The 16,585-nt window shown below is 70.9% G+C and carries 14 protein-coding genes; 8 read left to right on the forward strand and 6 right to left on the reverse strand.

The window, feature by feature from the left end; translation table 11 throughout:
* Both ABZ806_RS38785 and ABZ806_RS38790 read right to left on the reverse strand, forming a co-directional pair.
* Entirely contained in the window at positions 1-1,848 is a 1,848-nt protein-coding gene (locus tag ABZ806_RS38785) for an SCO2524 family protein (protein ID WP_500223439.1), read from the reverse strand.
* On the reverse strand, positions 1,845-2,642 hold the full coding sequence (locus ABZ806_RS38790; RefSeq protein ID WP_500223442.1) for an SCO2525 family SAM-dependent methyltransferase: 798 nt from the start codon (positions 2,640-2,642) through the stop codon (positions 1,845-1,847). The genes ABZ806_RS38785 and ABZ806_RS38790 overlap by 4 nt, the downstream gene beginning before the upstream one ends.
* 98 nt (positions 2,643-2,740) lie before the next feature.
* Between ABZ806_RS38790 and ABZ806_RS38795 the strand changes: the two genes are divergently transcribed.
* Together ABZ806_RS38795 and ABZ806_RS38800 are read left to right on the forward strand one after the other, a co-directional pair.
* Positions 2,741-3,520, forward strand: coding sequence for a GNAT family N-acetyltransferase (locus tag ABZ806_RS38795; RefSeq protein ID WP_500223444.1), 780 nt, complete (start codon positions 2,741-2,743; stop codon positions 3,518-3,520).
* Positions 3,521-3,560: 40 nt separating this feature from the next.
* Positions 3,561-4,499, forward strand: a complete 939-nt coding sequence (locus tag ABZ806_RS38800) for a DUF6879 family protein (protein WP_500223446.1) — start codon at positions 3,561-3,563, stop codon at positions 4,497-4,499.
* A gap of 151 nt (positions 4,500-4,650) precedes the next feature.
* On the opposite strand, the gene ABZ806_RS38805 is transcribed toward ABZ806_RS38800, so the two are convergent.
* Both ABZ806_RS38805 and ABZ806_RS38810 read right to left on the reverse strand, forming a co-directional pair.
* A complete protein-coding gene (locus ABZ806_RS38805; RefSeq protein ID WP_500223449.1) occupies positions 4,651-5,652 on the reverse strand; it encodes a hypothetical protein in 1,002 nt (333 codons plus the stop codon).
* Positions 5,653-6,062: 410 nt separating this feature from the next.
* On the reverse strand, positions 6,063-6,797 hold the full coding sequence (locus ABZ806_RS38810) for a GntR family transcriptional regulator (RefSeq protein WP_500223452.1): 735 nt from the start codon (positions 6,795-6,797) through the stop codon (positions 6,063-6,065).
* A gap of 357 nt (positions 6,798-7,154) precedes the next feature.
* Between ABZ806_RS38810 and ABZ806_RS38815 the strand changes: the two genes are divergently transcribed.
* The 4 genes from ABZ806_RS38815 to ABZ806_RS38830 all read left to right on the forward strand — a co-directional run bounded on the left by ABZ806_RS38815 (position 7,155) and on the right by ABZ806_RS38830 (position 12,760).
* Positions 7,155-9,392 (forward strand): MMPL family transporter, encoded by a 2,238-nt coding sequence (locus ABZ806_RS38815; protein ID WP_500223454.1) that lies wholly within the window; start codon positions 7,155-7,157, stop codon positions 9,390-9,392.
* A gap of 7 nt (positions 9,393-9,399) precedes the next feature.
* On the forward strand, positions 9,400-10,620 hold the full coding sequence (locus tag ABZ806_RS38820; protein ID WP_500223456.1) for a sensor histidine kinase: 1,221 nt from the start codon (positions 9,400-9,402) through the stop codon (positions 10,618-10,620).
* Entirely contained in the window at positions 10,617-11,303 is a 687-nt protein-coding gene (locus ABZ806_RS38825) for a response regulator transcription factor (protein ID WP_500223457.1), read from the forward strand. Before ABZ806_RS38820 ends, ABZ806_RS38825 begins: the two co-directional genes overlap by 4 nt.
* 263 nt (positions 11,304-11,566) lie before the next feature.
* Positions 11,567-12,760 (forward strand): SGNH/GDSL hydrolase family protein, encoded by a 1,194-nt coding sequence (locus tag ABZ806_RS38830; RefSeq protein WP_500223459.1) that lies wholly within the window; start codon positions 11,567-11,569, stop codon positions 12,758-12,760.
* 226 nt (positions 12,761-12,986) lie between these two features.
* Here ABZ806_RS38830 and ABZ806_RS38835 read toward each other — a convergent pair whose 3' ends face one another.
* Complete coding sequence (locus tag ABZ806_RS38835) at positions 12,987-13,928, reverse strand: LysR family transcriptional regulator (protein WP_500223460.1); 942 nt, start codon at positions 13,926-13,928, stop codon at positions 12,987-12,989.
* Positions 13,929-14,061: 133 nt separating this feature from the next.
* On the opposite strand from ABZ806_RS38835, the gene ABZ806_RS38840 reads away from it, so the two are divergent.
* Complete coding sequence (locus tag ABZ806_RS38840; protein WP_500223462.1) at positions 14,062-14,994, forward strand: NAD-dependent epimerase/dehydratase family protein; 933 nt, start codon at positions 14,062-14,064, stop codon at positions 14,992-14,994.
* Positions 14,995-15,104: 110 nt separating this feature from the next.
* Here the strand turns inward: ABZ806_RS38840 and ABZ806_RS38845 are convergent, their stop codons facing one another.
* Positions 15,105-15,584, reverse strand: a complete 480-nt coding sequence (locus ABZ806_RS38845; protein WP_500223464.1) for an MFS transporter — start codon at positions 15,582-15,584, stop codon at positions 15,105-15,107.
* Between the two features lie 33 nt (positions 15,585-15,617).
* Between ABZ806_RS38845 and ABZ806_RS38850 the strand changes: the two genes are divergently transcribed.
* Complete coding sequence (locus tag ABZ806_RS38850) at positions 15,618-16,013, forward strand: HAD family hydrolase (protein ID WP_500223466.1); 396 nt, start codon at positions 15,618-15,620, stop codon at positions 16,011-16,013.
* The last annotated feature ends 572 nt before the right edge of the window (positions 16,014-16,585 follow it).

Below are 16,585 nucleotides of genomic sequence, written 5' to 3' on the forward strand. Positions count from 1 at the left end.
TCAACCGGCCCCTTCCGCGGCGTTCCGCCGGGCCACCCCGACCTTCTCCAGCATGCGCAGGATCTCCATCGCGATCCCGATGGCGGTGGCCGGCCGCAGCGGCGCGATCTCGTGGGCGTGGCGGAGGTTGAGGCGCGCCTCCTCCAGCTGCGCGCGCAGCGCTCCCCGGTCGACCACGTTGGCCTCGAGGAGCTCCAGGTCGAAGAGGTTGTCGGTCTCGCTGAGGATGCCGCGTGCGTAGGCGTGGATGTCGCCGCTGCGCGGGAGCCGGTCGAGGATGAGGCCGATCGCCATGACGATGCACTCGACGATCCGCTCGGTGTAGTACCAGGACGGGCGGTCGTTGTGCTGCTGGATGCCCTCGAAGACGTTCGCCGCGTCGTCCCAGAGCCCCGCGTTGACCGAGCGTCCGATCCGGCGCCGGAAGACGTGGTCCCAGATCTCGTCCGCGGTCTGCACGAGGTCTTCGCGCAGGTCGGCGTCCCTGGACAGCCTGGCCAGCCGGAGGACGTTCTTGAGCAGCAGCGGCGCGAAGTCGTTCAGGCGCCAGACCAGGTCGGGCCCGCCCGCTCCGCTGCCGCCGAGCTGGATCTGCGTCCCCGGAGTGTGGTAGCGGAGGGCGGGATCGTCGCGGGTGGCCCGGTCGGTCACCCGGCCGCGCTCCCCGAGCTTCTTGAGGATCCTCGCCAGCCGCGGCAGTTCGATGGAGCTTCTGCCGCGGACCTCCTGGTCCTGCAGGACGAGCGAGATGATCAGCAGGCTGAAGTGGTCGGACTCCCGGCTGTCGGTGGTGCGCCACGGCAGGTCCTCCAGCGGCCACCCGGGGGCGTCGCCGAAGGTCGCGATCGTGCCCCAGTACCGCTGGGTCAGCTCCCAGCGCAGCTTGAGCGCGCCGGCGAGGCGCTGCTGCTCCTCGTTGAGGAGGCCGAGGACGGTCGTGCGCCCGGAGAACAGGTCCGCGATGCCGTCCAGGGCGTTCACCGTGAAGTAGAGGAAGGGAGCGCTCTCAGCGATACCGCCGCGCTGGTTCGTCACGGAGGGGGCGATGTCCACCTCGGGAGCGTCCTCGGCGATGCCCCAGGTCCAGCCGATCTCGAACAGCCGGTTGCGGTTCTCGATCAGTTCGCTGGTGCGCTGCTGGCGGAAGCCGAAGGTCACCTCCCCGAGGGAGGCCCGGATCTCCCGGAGCGACGAGCGCAGCTCCTCGGCGACCTGGCGGTTGGAGCGGCCGGTCCGGTTCACCATGCCGAGCAGCGCCCGGCCCTCGTCGGAGTCGGGCGTGAAGACGTTGATGACGAAGCTGCGCAGCAGCCCCACCAGCGCGGCGGTCAGCCGCACGTTCGCAATCCGCTCCAGATGGCGCAGCCGGCGTTCGATCTCGGGGTTCATGACCGTGTTGCCGAAGGTGCGGACGAGCGTCAGCGTGCCCAGCATCAGCGAGACCGCCATCGAGAACGAGTCGACGACGTCGACCTGCATCTGCTCCGGGCTGGGCTCCGCGCCGTCCTCGGCCCTCTTGAAGTAGCTGCCCCCGGTGAAGGACGGGCCGTCGCTGTCGGTGTAGTACTCGATGTGCTCGATGAGCAGCTCGATCAGGCGCTGGGGGATGTCCAGCTCGTCGCCGAGCGGCCGGAGCACCTCGAGGATGTCGTCGGCGGTGTCGTCGGGCCGGTCGAGGCGGAAGTAGGGCACGACCGTCGCCGGATAGATGATGCACAGGAGCTGCTCGGCGTCGCTGATCGAATTGCGCTCGTACCGGCCGCCCCATTGCCACTTGTCCCCGTCGAGCGAGACCTTCACGACGGAGCGCCAGAGGTTGAGGAGTTCTTCGCGTGGCTGAATCCTCATCGTGCTCGGCTTTCAGTTGATCTTTTGCTGCCGCAAGCCAAGATCATCCCAGTGTACCCCGAGCGGATCGGCTTTTCCGCCGCGCTCAACCGTTTCACCTGGTGCAGCTCCGTGGAAAAAGGCATGGACGCGACGATGTCCGCGGTGGACACCGCCACCGCGGGAAAGTCCTGATCACCGACCCGCCAGCCCTCGGAGTTCTCCATGAACGCGACGGCGAACGGAGCGCCCGGCCGGAGTGCCTTGACGAACCTCGCCAGCGCCGCCCTGAACTCCGCCCTGTCCCCGGATATGGATTCGGCGACGAAGAACATCGTGCCGACGTCCCACCGCTCGCCGGGGAGGTCGAAGACCGACGCCTGCTCGATCTCGATCCGGGCGGGGGCCCGGACGGCCTCGTGCAGCGGGCCGGCGGCCGCGTACGCGGGGATCTTGGCGAACTCGTCCCAGAAGGGGGCCCAGGCCGCCAGCGAACCGCCGAGTTCGCGGGTGAGCCAGTCGATGCTGGAGGGAGACATGTCGATCAGTGTCAGCGCCGAGCAGAAGGGGAGCATGGAGAAGGCGGGATAGAGATTGGCCCCGGTGCCGACATCGACGCCGCGCAGGTCGGTTCTGCCCTGCAGACGATCGACCATGAAGGCGCCGATCATCGCGATGAAGCTCAGGTCGTCTCCGTGCGGTTCCTGGTAGTTGGACTGCCAGTAGGCCGGCAGGTCCATCTGGTTCCACGAAACGTCTCGGTTGAAACTTGACTTCACTGACCTCTCCTGGTCAAGATCAGTCTCGCGGTGCATGGACAATAGTCCTCCCGAAACGTCCCGCGTTCATTGTAGAAATGTATACGTGATCGCGCATCTTGGATCAAGAGTGCACCGAAACCAGGTAGGTGGGCATGTCCGCTTTTGTCATCCGGGAACTCCGGGAGCTCGACGAGCTGGCCGCGGCCTGCGCGTTGTTCGACCAGATCTGGGGGTTCGAGGACGGCGCACTCTCGATCCTCCGGGAGATCATGCGCGGCTACGCCTATGAGGGGAACTACGTCGCCGGGGCGTTTCTCGGCGGCACGCTGGTCGGCGCGTCGGTCGGCCACTTCGGCCCGCCGCACGGCCGGGCGCTCCTGTCGTATGTGACCGGCGCGGTCGAGCCGCACGCCGGCCTGGAGCTCAAGCTGCACCAGCGGCGCTGGGCGATGGACCACGGGATCGAGCGGATCATCTGGACCTTCGATCCGCTCGTACGCCGCAACGCGCACTTCAACCTCGCGAAGCTCGGCGCGCGCGCCGACGCCTACCTCGAGAACCACTACGGCCAGATGCCCGACGCCATCAACGGGCAGGACCAGTCCGACCGGATCAGGGTCGTCTGGCATATCGCGGAGCCCGGCGTGCGGAAGGCGGTCGAACACGGCCGTCCGGAGCCGGTCGAGGTTCCGGCGGACGCGCAGCGGCTGCTCGTCGTCCGGCCGGACGGGGGGCCGGAGGTCCGCGCGACGGACTCCGAGACGGTCCTGATCGAGGTGCCCCCGGATATCGAGGGGATCCGCATGGCCGGCTCCGGCCTGGCCGCCCGCTGGCGCCGCGCGGTGCGGGACACCCTGGGCGGGCTCGTCGCGGACGGCGGGGTCGTCCTCGGTTTCCACGACAAGGCCAGCTACCTCGTCCAGCAGAAGTGATCAAGGCTTCACGGAGCCGCAGGTCAGGAAGTAGTCGAGCGTGCCCAGAGAACCCCTACCGTCGATCACCACCGGCGCCGTGGTCAGGAGGATCGCCGTCGCCGCGGCCGCCGGGACCTTCGCCTTCCTCATCACGAACTACGTCGCGGACCAGGACGTCGCCCAGTCGCTCACCCTGTCGGTGCTGATCGGCGGCGTGATCATGCTGGCGCAACTGCTGATCGACTTCGACGGCCGGGTCGAGGGGATCGAGCGGTGGATGCGCGCCACCGATCTGGCCATCGAGTCCGCCAAGTGGCAGCGGGCCCTGGGCGACTCGGCCCTGGACCGCGAGGACCTCACCCGGTTCCGCGAGGCCGTGGAGAACTTCGGCCAGGACTGCCCGCCGCTGATCAGGCGGTTCACCGAGATCGTGGTGAAGGGCGACACCGAGCTGATCGACAAGCTCAGCCGGGGCGACCGCGAGGTGACCTGCGACGGCGAGGACCACGACTGGATCCTCCAGCTCACCCAGGCCACCATGAAGACCATCGATGCGACGAGCACCACCACGGTCGACGGCCAGGGGCAGAATTTCACCGGCGGCTTCTGGACCAGCGAGCACGGGCGGGCCTACCTCAAGGCACAGGTCGAGGCGAAGACCCGGGGAGTGACCATCCGCCGCCTGTTCATCATGCAGGGTGATCCCGACGTCAACGACGAGGTCTTCCGGTCGATCACCCAGGAGCAGCGCGGTGCCGGGATCGAGGTCAGGGTGCTCCGCTACGACCAGATTCCCGCCATCCACGAGAGCCCGACGGATTTCATCCTCTTCGACGAGGAGGTCGCCTACGAGGCCGTCCCGGCCTCCAACCGTCAGCTCGGCTTCTTCATGACCCGCCTCCGGACCCGGGCCGACTACACCGGCGCATGCAAGGAGCGCTTCGAACTCCTCTGGGAACTCGCCGAGCGAGGCGGCCCGGGCCGCGTGGAGCCCTGACCCGCCCCGCTTCCCAGCGCGGTCAGGGCCGGCGGGGCGAGCCGGCCTCGGGCGAAGGTGATCTTCATCGGGGCGACTTCGGGACGGACGGGGGAGGGCCGCCCCCGGCTGAACCGGGGACGGCCCGTACGGGCGGTGCGGCCGGGACGGATCAGGTCACCGGGTTGTCGACCAGGTAGACGCTCGGCGACGGCTTGCCGCAGGTCGCCTGGGTGGGCGTGCCGCCGTTGAAGGCCAGCCGCGCCTTGGCGCCGCCCAGCATCACCCGGACGTTCTGCGACCCGGACGACGGTGTGAACGGCCCTGCCGTCAGCGTGCCGTCCGCGGGCAGCGGCACGACGAGCTGCTCGTCCCGGACCAGGGTCGCCGCGGGGATCGGGACACCCTGGCCGGGGATGACGTTGAAGGTCTGCGGCGTGCCGCCCTCGACCTCCAGGTTCAGCTCGGACACCGTGCCGGAGACCGTCTTCACGCCCTGGTCGAGCAGGCCGTTCACCGTCTCCTTCGGCACCGTCAGCGCCCCGGACGCGTTCGTGAAGGAGAACGAGCCCGACTTGCCGACCGTGAGCGGGATGCCGTCGGCGCCGACCGCGATGCCCACGTCGTGGGACTGCCCGTTCCAGGTGCACTGGTACGGCGCGTTGATGATGCCGGCCAGCTCACCCGACTTGGGCTCGGGGAAGTCCAGCGGCGCGCCGTGGAACCTGGCGGGCGGCTGCCCGGCGTCCCCGCCGACCGAGATGGTCAGCAGCGCGTTGCCGCCCCGCGGCTTGCAGTCCGCGGTGATCGGCAGCGAGAAGCCGGCCGAGGACTTCAGGTCGACCTTCGCGAACGCGCTGTTGAATCCCAGCGTGACCTTGCCGCTCTGCGGAGCGACGTACGGCCCCACGTCGAACGGGCTCTGGCCCGGTGCGGGCAGCCCGACCTTGAGCGGCTTGCCCGGCTCGACCGGGATGTCGGTGAGCGTGATCGGGTCCTCGGCGATGTTCACCGCGTCCGGCGTCGAGTTCGTCGCGCCGATGGACATGTCGCTGATCGTCGCGTCGGCCTTGGTGATGCCGAGGATCGGCGCCAGCGCGGTCAGCCACTCCGGGAAGGTGATGCTGCCCGAGCCCTGCGTCAGCCAGAACTCCTGGCCCGGGCCGAGCTGCACCGGCGCGACGCCCTGGATGTCGACGTCCAGGGGCAGCCACAGGACCGGCAGCGCTCCGCCGAGGTTGATCGTGCAGGCGGTCGGCAGCTTGAACCGGCCGGTGTCGACGCCGATCGCGGGCAGGGTTCCGCGCGGGGATCGCGCCGGCCGGGGGCGCCGCCAGCGCGGCGACCAGCATGGCCAGCGCGCTGAGCACCGAGAGGACCGCGGTGCGGATCGGTCCGCGGCGTACCGGACGGCCGTGGGCGGGGGATGGATCGTGGGTGAGTCGCATGTGGTCCCTCATTCCTTCGGGGATCGGGGGATGCGTCCCACAGTGTGTGTCGCACAGTTGGCGGGCGAGTAGCGAGCGCGGTGCGGTTTCCGCGAGTCGGATTTCTACGCTCATTCACAACAACGCCCGGAAACGGCTAGTCGGCCTGCCCGTCGAACGCGGCGCGAAGCCGGCCGAGCACCTCCGCGTGCCAGTCGTCCAGCAGGCCGATCGCCTGCCGGGCGAGCCCCATGTCCCCGGCCTCCCAGGCGCCGATCAGCTGGTCCCACCACCACACGTGCACGCCGGGGTCGTCGAACACGACGTCGAGCACCTCCGGCACGTCGGCCAGCATCGGCCCCAGCGAGTTGAGCACCCCGAGGAAGACGCCGCCGCCGACCCCCATGCACCCCGCCCGCAGGACCTCCAGCACGCACTGGTGGACGTCCGCCGGGGTCGCACTCTCGTCCCGCGCGAGCAGGTCGAGGCGCCGCCACGCCCGCCGCGCCGGCCCGGGGTCGTGGGCGCCCGGAGCGGCCTCGACCTTGTCCGCGACCGACAGGTAGAACATGCGCAGCGTCTCCAGGACGTCGCGGAGGATCCGTTCCGCCAGGTCGGGCAGCCGACGGGAGAAGCGGAACAGATAGCGCCACGTCTCCACCCCGCCGTACGCCTCGACGTCGCGGGCCACGGCGCCGACCCCGTGATGGATCTCCACGAACCCCGCCGCCCGCAGCCGGCCGAGGACGAGTTGGACCGTGGACGGGTTGATCCCGTACTCCTCGGCGAGCCGCCGGATCGACGGCAGCCGCTCCCCGGGCCGCAGCCGTCCCGACGCGATCGCGAACGCGAGCCGCTCGGCGACGTCCTCGACCACCGTCCCGCGGGTCATGGCGTTCCCGTTCCGTTCCCGCGCCGGCCGGCGTCCGCCAGTGAGCTCCGCATGCGGGACAGCGTACGGCCCGCACGCACGCGCGGCGCCTCGGTTCTGAGGATGCGGGCGGACCTCCGAGCGAGCGCTTCTCACCCACGCGCGGGTCGCCACCAAGGGAACCGTCGAGCGGCAGTGGTAACGCGGTGACTTGTGCCTAGTGCGTCGGCACCAGGGCACCGCGAACGCTGGTCCGAGCGCACCAGGTCAAGACCGTGACGGGAGACGATGCCCGGCGGGGTGGCCGCGGGGGAGTGTTGAAAGCGCGCGAAATCCCGCGCGTTCCCTTTCCCCTAGCGGTTTCCGGAGTGATATCAGGTGGCGACATTCCTTGATCGGATCGGACGGTGGGCCTTCCGGCGGCGCCGGCTCGTGGGCGCCCTGTGGCTGGGCGTCCTGGTGCTGGCCGGGGTCGCCGCCGCCGTGGCGCCCGCGGCGCAGGACGAGGGCCTCTCCATGCCCGGCACCGAGTCGCAGAAGGCGTTCGACCTGCTCGACGAGCGCTTCCCGCAGAGCAACGCCCAGGGCGCCGAGGCCCGCCTGGTGTTCCAGGCCCCGGACGGGCAGCGGGTCACCGCCCGCGAGAACAGGGCGGCCGTCGAGAACGCGCTCGGCACGCTGGACGGGGGCGACCAGATCGCGTCGGCCACCGACCCCTACGAGACCGGCGCCGTCAGCGACGACGGCACCATCGCCTACTCCACGATCACCTACACGGCGGACGCCGTCGACCTGACCGCGTCGGCGAAGAGCGCCCTGGAGGACGCCGCGGGCCAGGCCCGGGACGCGGGGCTGACCGTGGAGGTCGGCGGTTCCGCCCTGGACACCGACGAGGCGCCGGGCGGCACCACCGAACTCATCGGCGTGGCGGTGGCGGCGGTGGTCCTGGTCGTCGCCCTCGGGTCGCTGGTCGCGGCCGGACTGTCGCTGCTGACCGCCTTCTGGGGCGTGATCATCGGCTTCGGCGTGGTCTCCGCGCTGGCCGCTCCGCTGGGCCTGACGTCCACCGTCGCTATCCTGGCGCTGATGCTGGGGCTGGCGGTCGGCATCGACTACGCGCTCTTCATCACCTCCCGCTTCCGCGACGAGCGCGCCCAGGGCCGGGAGCCGGAGGAGGCCGCCGGCCGGGCGGTGGGCACGGCCGGGTCCGCCGTCGTGTTCGCCGGCGCGACCGTCTTCATCGCCCTGGTCGGGCTGGGGGTCGTCGGGATCCCCGAACTCACCAAGATGGGCATGGCTGGCGCGGGCGCCGTGGCCCTCGCCGTCCTCGTCGCGCTGACCCTGGTCCCCGCGCTGTTCGGGTTCTTCGGCCGCCGGGTGCTGTCCCGCGCCGCCCGCAAGGCCGCCCGGCCGGGAAGCGATCGCCCGCAGGCCGGGCCCGCCGGCGGACGCCCCGGGCTCGGCACCCGCTGGGCGCGGCTCGTGCTGCGCCGGCCGGTGACCGTGCTGCTGATCGCCGTCCTCGGTCTCGGCGCGGTCGCGCTACCGGCGCTGAGCCTCGAACTCGGGCTGCCCGGAGACGAGTCCAAGTCGGTGGACACCACCCAGCGCCGTGCCTACGACCTGCTTTCGGACGGCTTCGGCCCCGGCTTCAACGGCCCACTGACCGTGGTCGTGGACATGTCCGACTCCCCGGACCCCAAGGCCGCCGCGGACACGGTCGTCGAGACCGTGCGGGGCTTGGACGGGGTCGCCTCGGTCGGTGACCCGGTTCTCAACGAGGCCGAGGACACGGCCGTCCTCACCGCCGTCCCGCGTACCGCGCCGAGCAGCGGCGAGACCAAGGACCTGGTGCACACGATCCGGGACGCGGCCTCCGGCGTCGAGGCCGGCACGGGCGCCGTCATGGTGGTGACCGGCGCGACCGCGCTGAACATCGACATCTCCGAAGCGATGTCCGACGCCCTCATCCCCTATCTGACCGTGGTCATCGGCCTGGCGGTGCTCCTGCTGATGGTGGTCTTCCGCTCGGTCCTGGTCCCGGTCAAGGCCGCGCTCGGCTTCCTGCTGTCGGTGGGCGCCGCCTTCGGCGTCCTCGTCGCCGTCTTCCAGTGGGGCTGGGCGGCGGACCTGATCGGCATCGAGCAGACCGGGCCGGTCATGTCGCTGATGCCGATCTTCATCATCGGGATCGTGTTCGGCCTCGCCATGGACTACGAGGTCTTCCTCGTCAGCCGGATGCGGGAGGCGTACGTCCACGGCACCTCCCCTGGCGAGGCGATCGTGCACGGTTTCCGGCACAGCGGACGCGTGGTGGCCGCGGCGGCGATCATCATGATCAGCGTGTTCGCGGGATTCATCGGGATGAGCAACCCGACCATCCAGACGATGGGCGTCGGCCTGGCCTCCGCCGTCGCCTTCGACGCCTTCGTGGTCCGGATGGCGATCGTCCCCGCGGTCCTGGCACTGCTCGGCCGCCGGGCCTGGTGGCTGCCTCGTATCCTGGACCGCGTGCTGCCGAATGTGGACATCGAGGGCGAGGCGCTGAGCAGGCATGCCCCGGCCTCCGCGACCCGGCCGGACGCGGTGGCGCCGTCCCCCGCCGGCCGGCACTGAGCCGGCCATGACGGATACGGGCGGCGGTGGCCGGCGACCGCGCGGCACGCGGTGGCGGGAGGCGACGATCACGGCGATCGCGTTCGCCCTCTGCCTGCTCGGCGGCGCGCTGCAGGTCGACGACAGGACGATCGCACCGCCGTCCGCCGCCGCCTACCTGATCGCCGTGGTGTCCTGCTCGGTGCTGCCGCTGCGGCACCGGGCGCCGCCGGCCGCCCTCGCGGTCACGACCGCGGGCGGCGCGCTGGCGCCGCCCGCGGGCCTCCTGCTGAGCCCGCTCATCGTGGTCCCGGCCCTGATCGCCGCCTACTCGCTCGCCGTGCGCGCCGAAGGGCGCACGGCGGGCACGGCGCTGGTCGCCGCCGCGGCGCTGCCGGTCGTCTCCGACCTCGTGTTCTCGTTCGGGACCCTCTCCTGGAAGGACGCGAGCAGGCTCGGGGCGATGGCGGCGATCCCGCTGGTGGCCGGCGTCCTCGGCCACTCGACGCAGAACCGGCGGGCCTACCTGGCCGCCGTGGAGGAGCGGGCCCGGCGGGCGGAGAAGGGCCGGGAGAGCGAGGCGCGCCGCAGAGTGGCCGAGGAACGGGTGCGCATCGCCCGGGAACTGCACGACCTCGTGGCCCACCAGATCACCCTGGCCAACGCGCAGGCCGCCGTCGCCGTCCACCTCTTCGACTCCCGCCCGGAGCAGACCCGCAAGAGCCTGCGGGAACTCGTCCAGACCACCGGCGACGCGCTCGACGACCTGCGCGCCACCGTCGGCCTGCTGCGCCAGTCCGGGGACGCGGCCGCGCCCGCGGAACCGGCGCCCGGACTCTCCCGGCTCCCCACGCTCCTCGAATCCTTCCGCCGCGCGGGCCTGGAGGTGTCGGTGCACCGGGAGGGCACGGCCAGGCCGCTGCCGCCCGGCGTGGACCTCACCGCCTACCGCATCATCCAGGAGGCCCTGACCAACGTGACCAAGCACGCCGGTACCGGGAGCGCCCAGGTGCGCCTCGATTGGAACCGCGACCGCGTCACCATCACCGTCGCCGACGACGGAGGCGGCACGGGTACGCCCGCCGGCCCGCCCGGTTACGGCCTGATCGGGATGCGGGAACGTGCCACCGCGGTCGGGGGGCACCTCTCCGCGGGCAGGCGCCCGGAGGGCGGCTTCCTCGTCTCCACCGAACTGCCCCTGCCCGCCAGGGACGCAACGCGAAGGACCGGCGGAGAGGCCGCGCCGTGACGCTCCGGGTCCTGCTCGCCGACGACCAGGCACTGCTGCGCGGCGCCTTCCGTCTGCTCCTCGACAGCGCCGACGACATCACCGTGGTCGGCGAGGCCGCCGACGGTGGCGAGGTGGTGCGGCTCACCCGCGAACTGCGCCCGGACGTGGTGGTCATGGACATCCGCATGCCCGAGGTGGACGGCCTCACCGCCACATCGCAGATCTGCGCCGACCCGGAACTGCGCGGCACCCGCATCCTGATCCTCACCACGTACGAGACCGACGAGTACGTCGCTCAGGCATTGCGCGCGGGCGCCGGCGGCTTCATCGGCAAGGGCATCGGGGCCGAGGACCTGCTGGCCGCCGTCCGCACGATCGCCGACGGCGACACCCTCCTGTCCCCGGCCGCGACCCGCTCCTTGGTCGCCCGCTTCCTGTCCACGCCGGACGGCGCCCCGCCGCACCATCCCCAACGGCTCGCCGCGCTCACCCCGCGCGAACGCGAGATGGTGGCCCTGGTCGCGACCGGCCTGTCCAACCAGGAGATCGCCGAGCGGATGGTCCTCAGCCCCTTCACCGTCCGCGCCCACGTCCAGCGCGCCATGACGAAACTGGAGGCCCGCGACCGCGCCCAACTCGTCGTCATCGCCTACCAGACGGGCCTGGCCCACCCCGCCCCGGACAATTTCCCCGGGCAATAGGGCAGACGACCAAGGGCGCCGACGCGGCACGATATCGCCAATTTCGCCCACGTATGGCGGTGATGTCCTGACGGGCGATGCACAGTGCAATGTCTCGCCCGTCAGAGAGCACTCTCCGCTCAGCCAATTCCACTGTAATTACTGTGTGTAATCATGAGGATGCGAATTGTTCGCTGAACGCCGCCATCCTCCTCTCTCCGTGGTTCCGGACCAGGCAGTGGAGGAACGACCCTCGCCCTCATATCGCCTGAGAGGTTCCATTTATGACCAAAGGCAGCAAACGCGCCGGTCTCGCCGCACTCGCCACCGTCATCGCAGGGGCGCTGGCCGCCTACTCGCCCTGGGTGCCCCAGGCCAGCGCCGCGGGCGAGGGGAGCCTCGCACGGCTGGACGGACCGGTGGCGGTGTCGCTGGGAGACAGCTTCATCTCCGGTGAGGCAGGCCGCTGGTGGGGCAACGGCGACCTCGCCGCCGCCGCGTTCTGCACCCGGGGCGGGACCGATCGCGCCGCCTACCGCTACGCGGGCTTCTGCCGCTATGACCCGAAGCGGGTCTACGACGGCACCGCGGTCGATCCCCGGCACCCCACCACCACCGGATGCCACCGCTCGGATGTGGCCGAGATCAACGGCACCCGCCGGGTCGCGCTCACTCCGGTCAATCTGGCCTGCTCGGGAGCCGAGACCAAGCACGTCCTCAGCGAGCCCTACAAAGAGAACAAGGAATCGCAGACGCGGCTACTGCGAACAACGGCCGCGACCCAGCAGGTGAAAATGATTGTGGTGTCGATCGGCGGCAACGACCTGAACGTGTCGGACGTCCTGCGCCGCTGCACCGATCAGTACATGAACAGCAAGCCGTCATGTGCGGCCACCGGCGAGGGGGAGCGCATACTCGCCCAACTTCCGCGGGTGGCCGCGAACGTCGGAAAAGTGATCGACAAGATCCGCGAGGTGATGGACGCGGCCGGCTCGCCCTCCGGCAGCTACAAGCTGATCCTGCAGTCCTATCCCTCCCCGGTACCGACCAGCGCCAAGGTGCGGGACATCTTCCCCGAGGCCGGCGGCGGCAAGACCAAACGGACCCTGGTCGGCGGCTGCCCGCTGTGGAACGCCGACTTCGACCTCATGCACGACACCCTGACCCCCGCGATCGACACGATGCTGCGGAAGGTCGCCGCCGACAGGAACGTGACCTTCCTCAGCATGCTCCACGCGCTGGACGGCCACGCCCTCTGCGAGAAGGGCACCCGCCAGGCGGGCCCGAGCGAAGACGCCGGCAAACTGGGCAGCCAGATGGGATGGGTGCGCTACGGCACCGCCGGGATGAGGATAAGCCAGGGCTACCAGCAGGAGTCCATGCACCCCAACGCCTTCGCCCAGCAGTCCCAGGGCCGCTGCCTGGCCGCCGCCTATGAAAACGCCTCACCCACCCAAACCTGCAACCCCGCGCCCTGACCCGCGCCTCATCGGGCTCGGCTACCGCGTCGTGACGGTCGACGAGCCGCCCGCTCCTCGGCACCGAGCCGTCCGCTCCTCGGCACCGAGCCGTCCGCTCCTCGGCATCGAGCCGCGCTGGCGAGCCGTCCATCCAACGAAGGTCCGGCTCCCGTCGGGAGCCGGACCTTCCACGCTGCGGCGGCCGCCTGCGGTACTCGCGACGAGGACGGTGACGAGCAGGTTCTCAGGAGGACGGTCGTGGCGTCTCGGCCGGCGGACCGTCCTGTGCGAGCTGGGCCCGCACACCGCGCGGCACACGCATGCCGTGACTGCGCAGGTCGCCGATGAACCGTGCGACGAGCGGATCCGGTTCCCCGGACGTCACCGCGACCAGCTGCCTGGTCCACCGCGGAGAGAACGACCGCACCGCTCCCGGAAAGCCATCACTGACCGCGCTCACGGGGCACACGGCGATTCCCAGGCCGGCAGCCGCGAGCTGCGGCGCCGCGGCGGTCACCGATGTCCTCATCACCGTCTCCGGGTGGACTCCGGCGCGCGCGAAGGACTGGTCGAGCCAGACGCTGAGGCCGTTGTCCGGCGCGAAGTGGACGAGCGGCGCACCGTCCAGGTCCTCAAGACGTACCACCGGCCGCTCGGCCAGCGGGTGGCCGGTGGGTGCCGCCAGCACGATCTCCTCCGCGGCGAGGGCGGTGATCGTGAAGCGGCCGGTCGAGGGAGCGGTCAGCACCGCCACGTCGACCTCGGCGGAGTCGACGAGGCCGAGCGCCTCGTCCATCGCCGTCGACTCGCGCAGCGTGATCGCGACCTGGGGGTGGCGGCGATGCCACCGGCGAATGACCGCGGCGAGCAGCGGCACCGTGAGGCTCTGCGCGCAGGCCAGCCGCAGGACCCCGCCGGCCGCCTGACCGGCCGCACGCGCCGATCTCACCGCGGAGGCGGCCGCATCGATCGCTCGTCTGGCGTCCGCGACGGCGGCACGTCCCGCGGGAGTGAGCGTGACCCCTCGGGGCTCGCGGCGGAGCAGGACCGTCCGGGTCTCGCGTTCCAGCGCGGCGAGCTGATGGGAGACGGCGGGCTGCGATGAGTGCAGCAGCAACGCGGCCTGCGTGATCGATCCGGAGTCCGCGACCGCGACCAGGCACTCCAATGCCCGAAGAGAAGCCATCCAAAAAAGTTATCGCGAACCCTCGAAGTATGAATGCGGTCGAGGGAAGGCCCCCGGACCCCTGATTGCTCTACACCACGACACGCTCTCGCTCGAGGCGGGCGAGAGGCTCGCAAGGGCGAAGGAGAGGTTCATGGCGCAGACATTCGTCACGGGCGGTTCGGGGTTCATCGGCCAGGTGCTGGTACGCCGGCTCCTCAACGAGGGGCACTCGGTTCGTGTCCTGGTCCGGACTGAGGCATCGGCCGCGAAGGTGGCGGCGCTGGGCGCCGAGCCCGTGCGGGGCGAGCTGACCGACCCGGCCACGTGGCGCGACGACGTGACGGGCAGCGACGTGCTGTTCCATCTCGCCGCCGAGACCGACATCACCGCCGACCGTGAGCGTCATGAACTTGTGTCCGTTCGCGGTACCCAGGCAGCCGTCGACGCGGCCCGTTACGCGCAGGTCCCTCGGTTCGTCCACTGCGGAAGCGAAGCCGCGCTCCTCGCAGGCGAGCCGCTTGTGGACGTCGACGAGACCGCGCCGCTGCGGCCCGACTCCGAAGCCGCCTACTGCGCGGTGAAGGCCGTGGCCGAGAAGATCGTGCTCGATGCGAATGCCCCGGGCTTCGCCACAGTGTCGATTCGCCCGAGGTTCGTCTGGGGCCCCGGCAGCCTCCTCGTCGAGGGCCTGGTGGCGGCGGCGGAGGCCGGGCAGTTCGCCTGGATCGGCGGAGGCCGGCACACGACCGACGTCACGTTCGTCGAGAACGCCGTCGAGGGACTCCTGCTCGGATGGCAGCGCGGCCGGCCAGGCCAGGCCTACTTCGTCACCGACCGGCACCGCGTCGTCCTGCGCGAGTTCCTGGAGACCCAGTTCGAAATCTATGGCGTCGATCTCCCGATCCCCGACCTGGACACCGAGACCGCCGCCCGCGAGATCCCCGTTCCCGCCCGATGGTTCCTCGGACAGCAATGCACCCTGCGGACGGACAAGGCCGTAGCCGAACTCGGATACGAGCCCATCGTTCCGCACTCTGCCGCCCTGGACGCCATCAGAAACTCGCTGCCCGCCAGCCGAACCTGAAACGCCATCCACATCCAACCGAGCGAGGACACAGCCGACGCCGGACGCTGCAGCTTCGGCCTCCGCGTTCTCGGGGGAAGCGCATCGATCACTCAATGGCGGCTGGAGTACTAGTCGGAGTTGGCAGGCGTCCTGTGGTGGGCGAGGGCGATGAGGGGGCCTGCCGCCAGTAGTGCGGCCAGGGTGGCGTACCCGTAGGTGAGCGTGGTGGCGGCCGCGATGGCGCCGACCAGCAGCGGGCCGCCGGCGTCGCCGAGTTCGCGGCCGAGCTCGGCCGATCCCATCGTCTGGCCGAGCCGCTGGGCAGGTGTTCCGGCGGCGAGCGCGGCGAAGCCGAGCGGGGTGATCAGGCCGGTTCCGGCGCCGATGAGCGCGGCGGCCGCCAGGACGCCGGCCAGGCCGGGCAGGGGCGCGGCGGCCAGGCCGGCCGCGGTGAGGGCCAGTCCGCATGCCGATCCGGTCCGCGCCGTCAGCCGTCCGGCGTCCAGGGCCTTGCCGGCCTGGGGCTGGACGACGGCCGCGCACAGGGCCAGCGTGGAGACCGCCGCGCCGGTGGCGACCGTCCCGAGCCCGGCCGCGGCCCCTGACACCGGGAGAAGCCGACCCCGACCGACAATGCGGCGGTGGCTGCCGCGAGTGCGCCGGTCGGTCCGAGGGCTGCACTACTACCCCAAGACAAGGTCGCCGCAGCACGTCAACTAGAAGCTGCCGGACGCAAAACACTGCTGGTGGGAGACGGTGTCAACGACGCCCCGGCACTGGCCGCAGCCCACACCGGCATCGCCATGGGACGCGCCGGCTCCGACCTAGCACTGGAGACCGCCGACGCCGTGATCGTCCGCGACGAGTTGGCCGCCATCCCACCGCCATCGCGCTGTCCCGCAGAGCACGCCGCCTCGTCGTCCAGAACCTGGCCATCGCCGCCACCTTCATCACCGGCCTCGTCATCTGGGACCTGGCCGGCCACCTACCCCTCCCCCTCGGCGTCGCCGGCCACGAGGGCTCCACCGTCCTCGTAGCCCTCAACGGCCTCCGCCTCCTGCGCGACACCGCCTGGCACAGAGCCCGCTCGGCCTCTTGAGGGCAGCGGACTCCCACCTCCGCAAGCAGGCACGCTTGTGCTGTCCAGCACCAGGACCGTCGTTGAGCCCGTCACCGAGGACCTTGCCCGCGCCGCCGGGAAGCTGACCGGTGACACAGAGTCCGACTCGACGGAGGTCGTTGATGCCTTGGTCGCCGCGACGGCTCACATGTACGCCGACCGCGCGGAGGCAGCAGGGCAACATCCGACGTGGGGCGGAGGGTGAGGAGGTTGGTCCTTGTCGTCGCCGCCCTTGCCCGCTGCTTGGCGACGGGCCGAAGGGTCCCGAGCGTGGACGATCTGTCCGTGATGTCCAGCCCGCTGAGGCTGGGCGATGTCCAATCGGCGGCCCTGGGAGTGCTCTGGGATGCCGATCAGGATGACGGGAACCACCATGATCACGTGCGGGTACAGTGAGCCTTTTTCATCCTCGGGTGGCTTCGTAGTTCTGAAGGACGGCAATGGCTTTGACCAGGTGGCCGGCCTTGCCGGGGCTGCAGCGGAGCCTGC

This window comes from Spirillospora sp. NPDC047418 (assembly GCF_040643275.1).
GTDB lineage: Bacteria > Actinomycetota > Actinomycetes > Streptosporangiales > Streptosporangiaceae > Spirillospora.

Excerpts from the sequence above, each read along its gene's own strand:
- ABZ806_RS38835 (WP_500223460.1), bottom strand. The coding sequence starts at position 13,928 with ATGGCTTCTCTTCGGGCATTGGAGTGCCTGGTCGCGGTCGCGGACTCC.
- ABZ806_RS38810 (WP_500223452.1), bottom strand. The coding sequence starts at position 6,797 with ATGACCCGCGGGACGGTGGTCGAGGACGTCGCCGAGCGGCTCGCGTTC.
- ABZ806_RS38820 (WP_500223456.1), top strand. The coding sequence starts at position 9,400 with ATGACGGATACGGGCGGCGGTGGCCGGCGACCGCGCGGCACGCGGTGG.
- ABZ806_RS38830 (WP_500223459.1), top strand. The coding sequence starts at position 11,567 with ATGACCAAAGGCAGCAAACGCGCCGGTCTCGCCGCACTCGCCACCGTC.
- ABZ806_RS38795 (WP_500223444.1), top strand. The coding sequence starts at position 2,741 with ATGTCCGCTTTTGTCATCCGGGAACTCCGGGAGCTCGACGAGCTGGCC.
- ABZ806_RS38840 (WP_500223462.1), top strand. The coding sequence starts at position 14,062 with ATGGCGCAGACATTCGTCACGGGCGGTTCGGGGTTCATCGGCCAGGTG.
- ABZ806_RS38790 (WP_500223442.1), bottom strand. The coding sequence starts at position 2,642 with ATGCACCGCGAGACTGATCTTGACCAGGAGAGGTCAGTGAAGTCAAGT.
- ABZ806_RS38785 (WP_500223439.1), bottom strand. The coding sequence starts at position 1,848 with ATGAGGATTCAGCCACGCGAAGAACTCCTCAACCTCTGGCGCTCCGTC.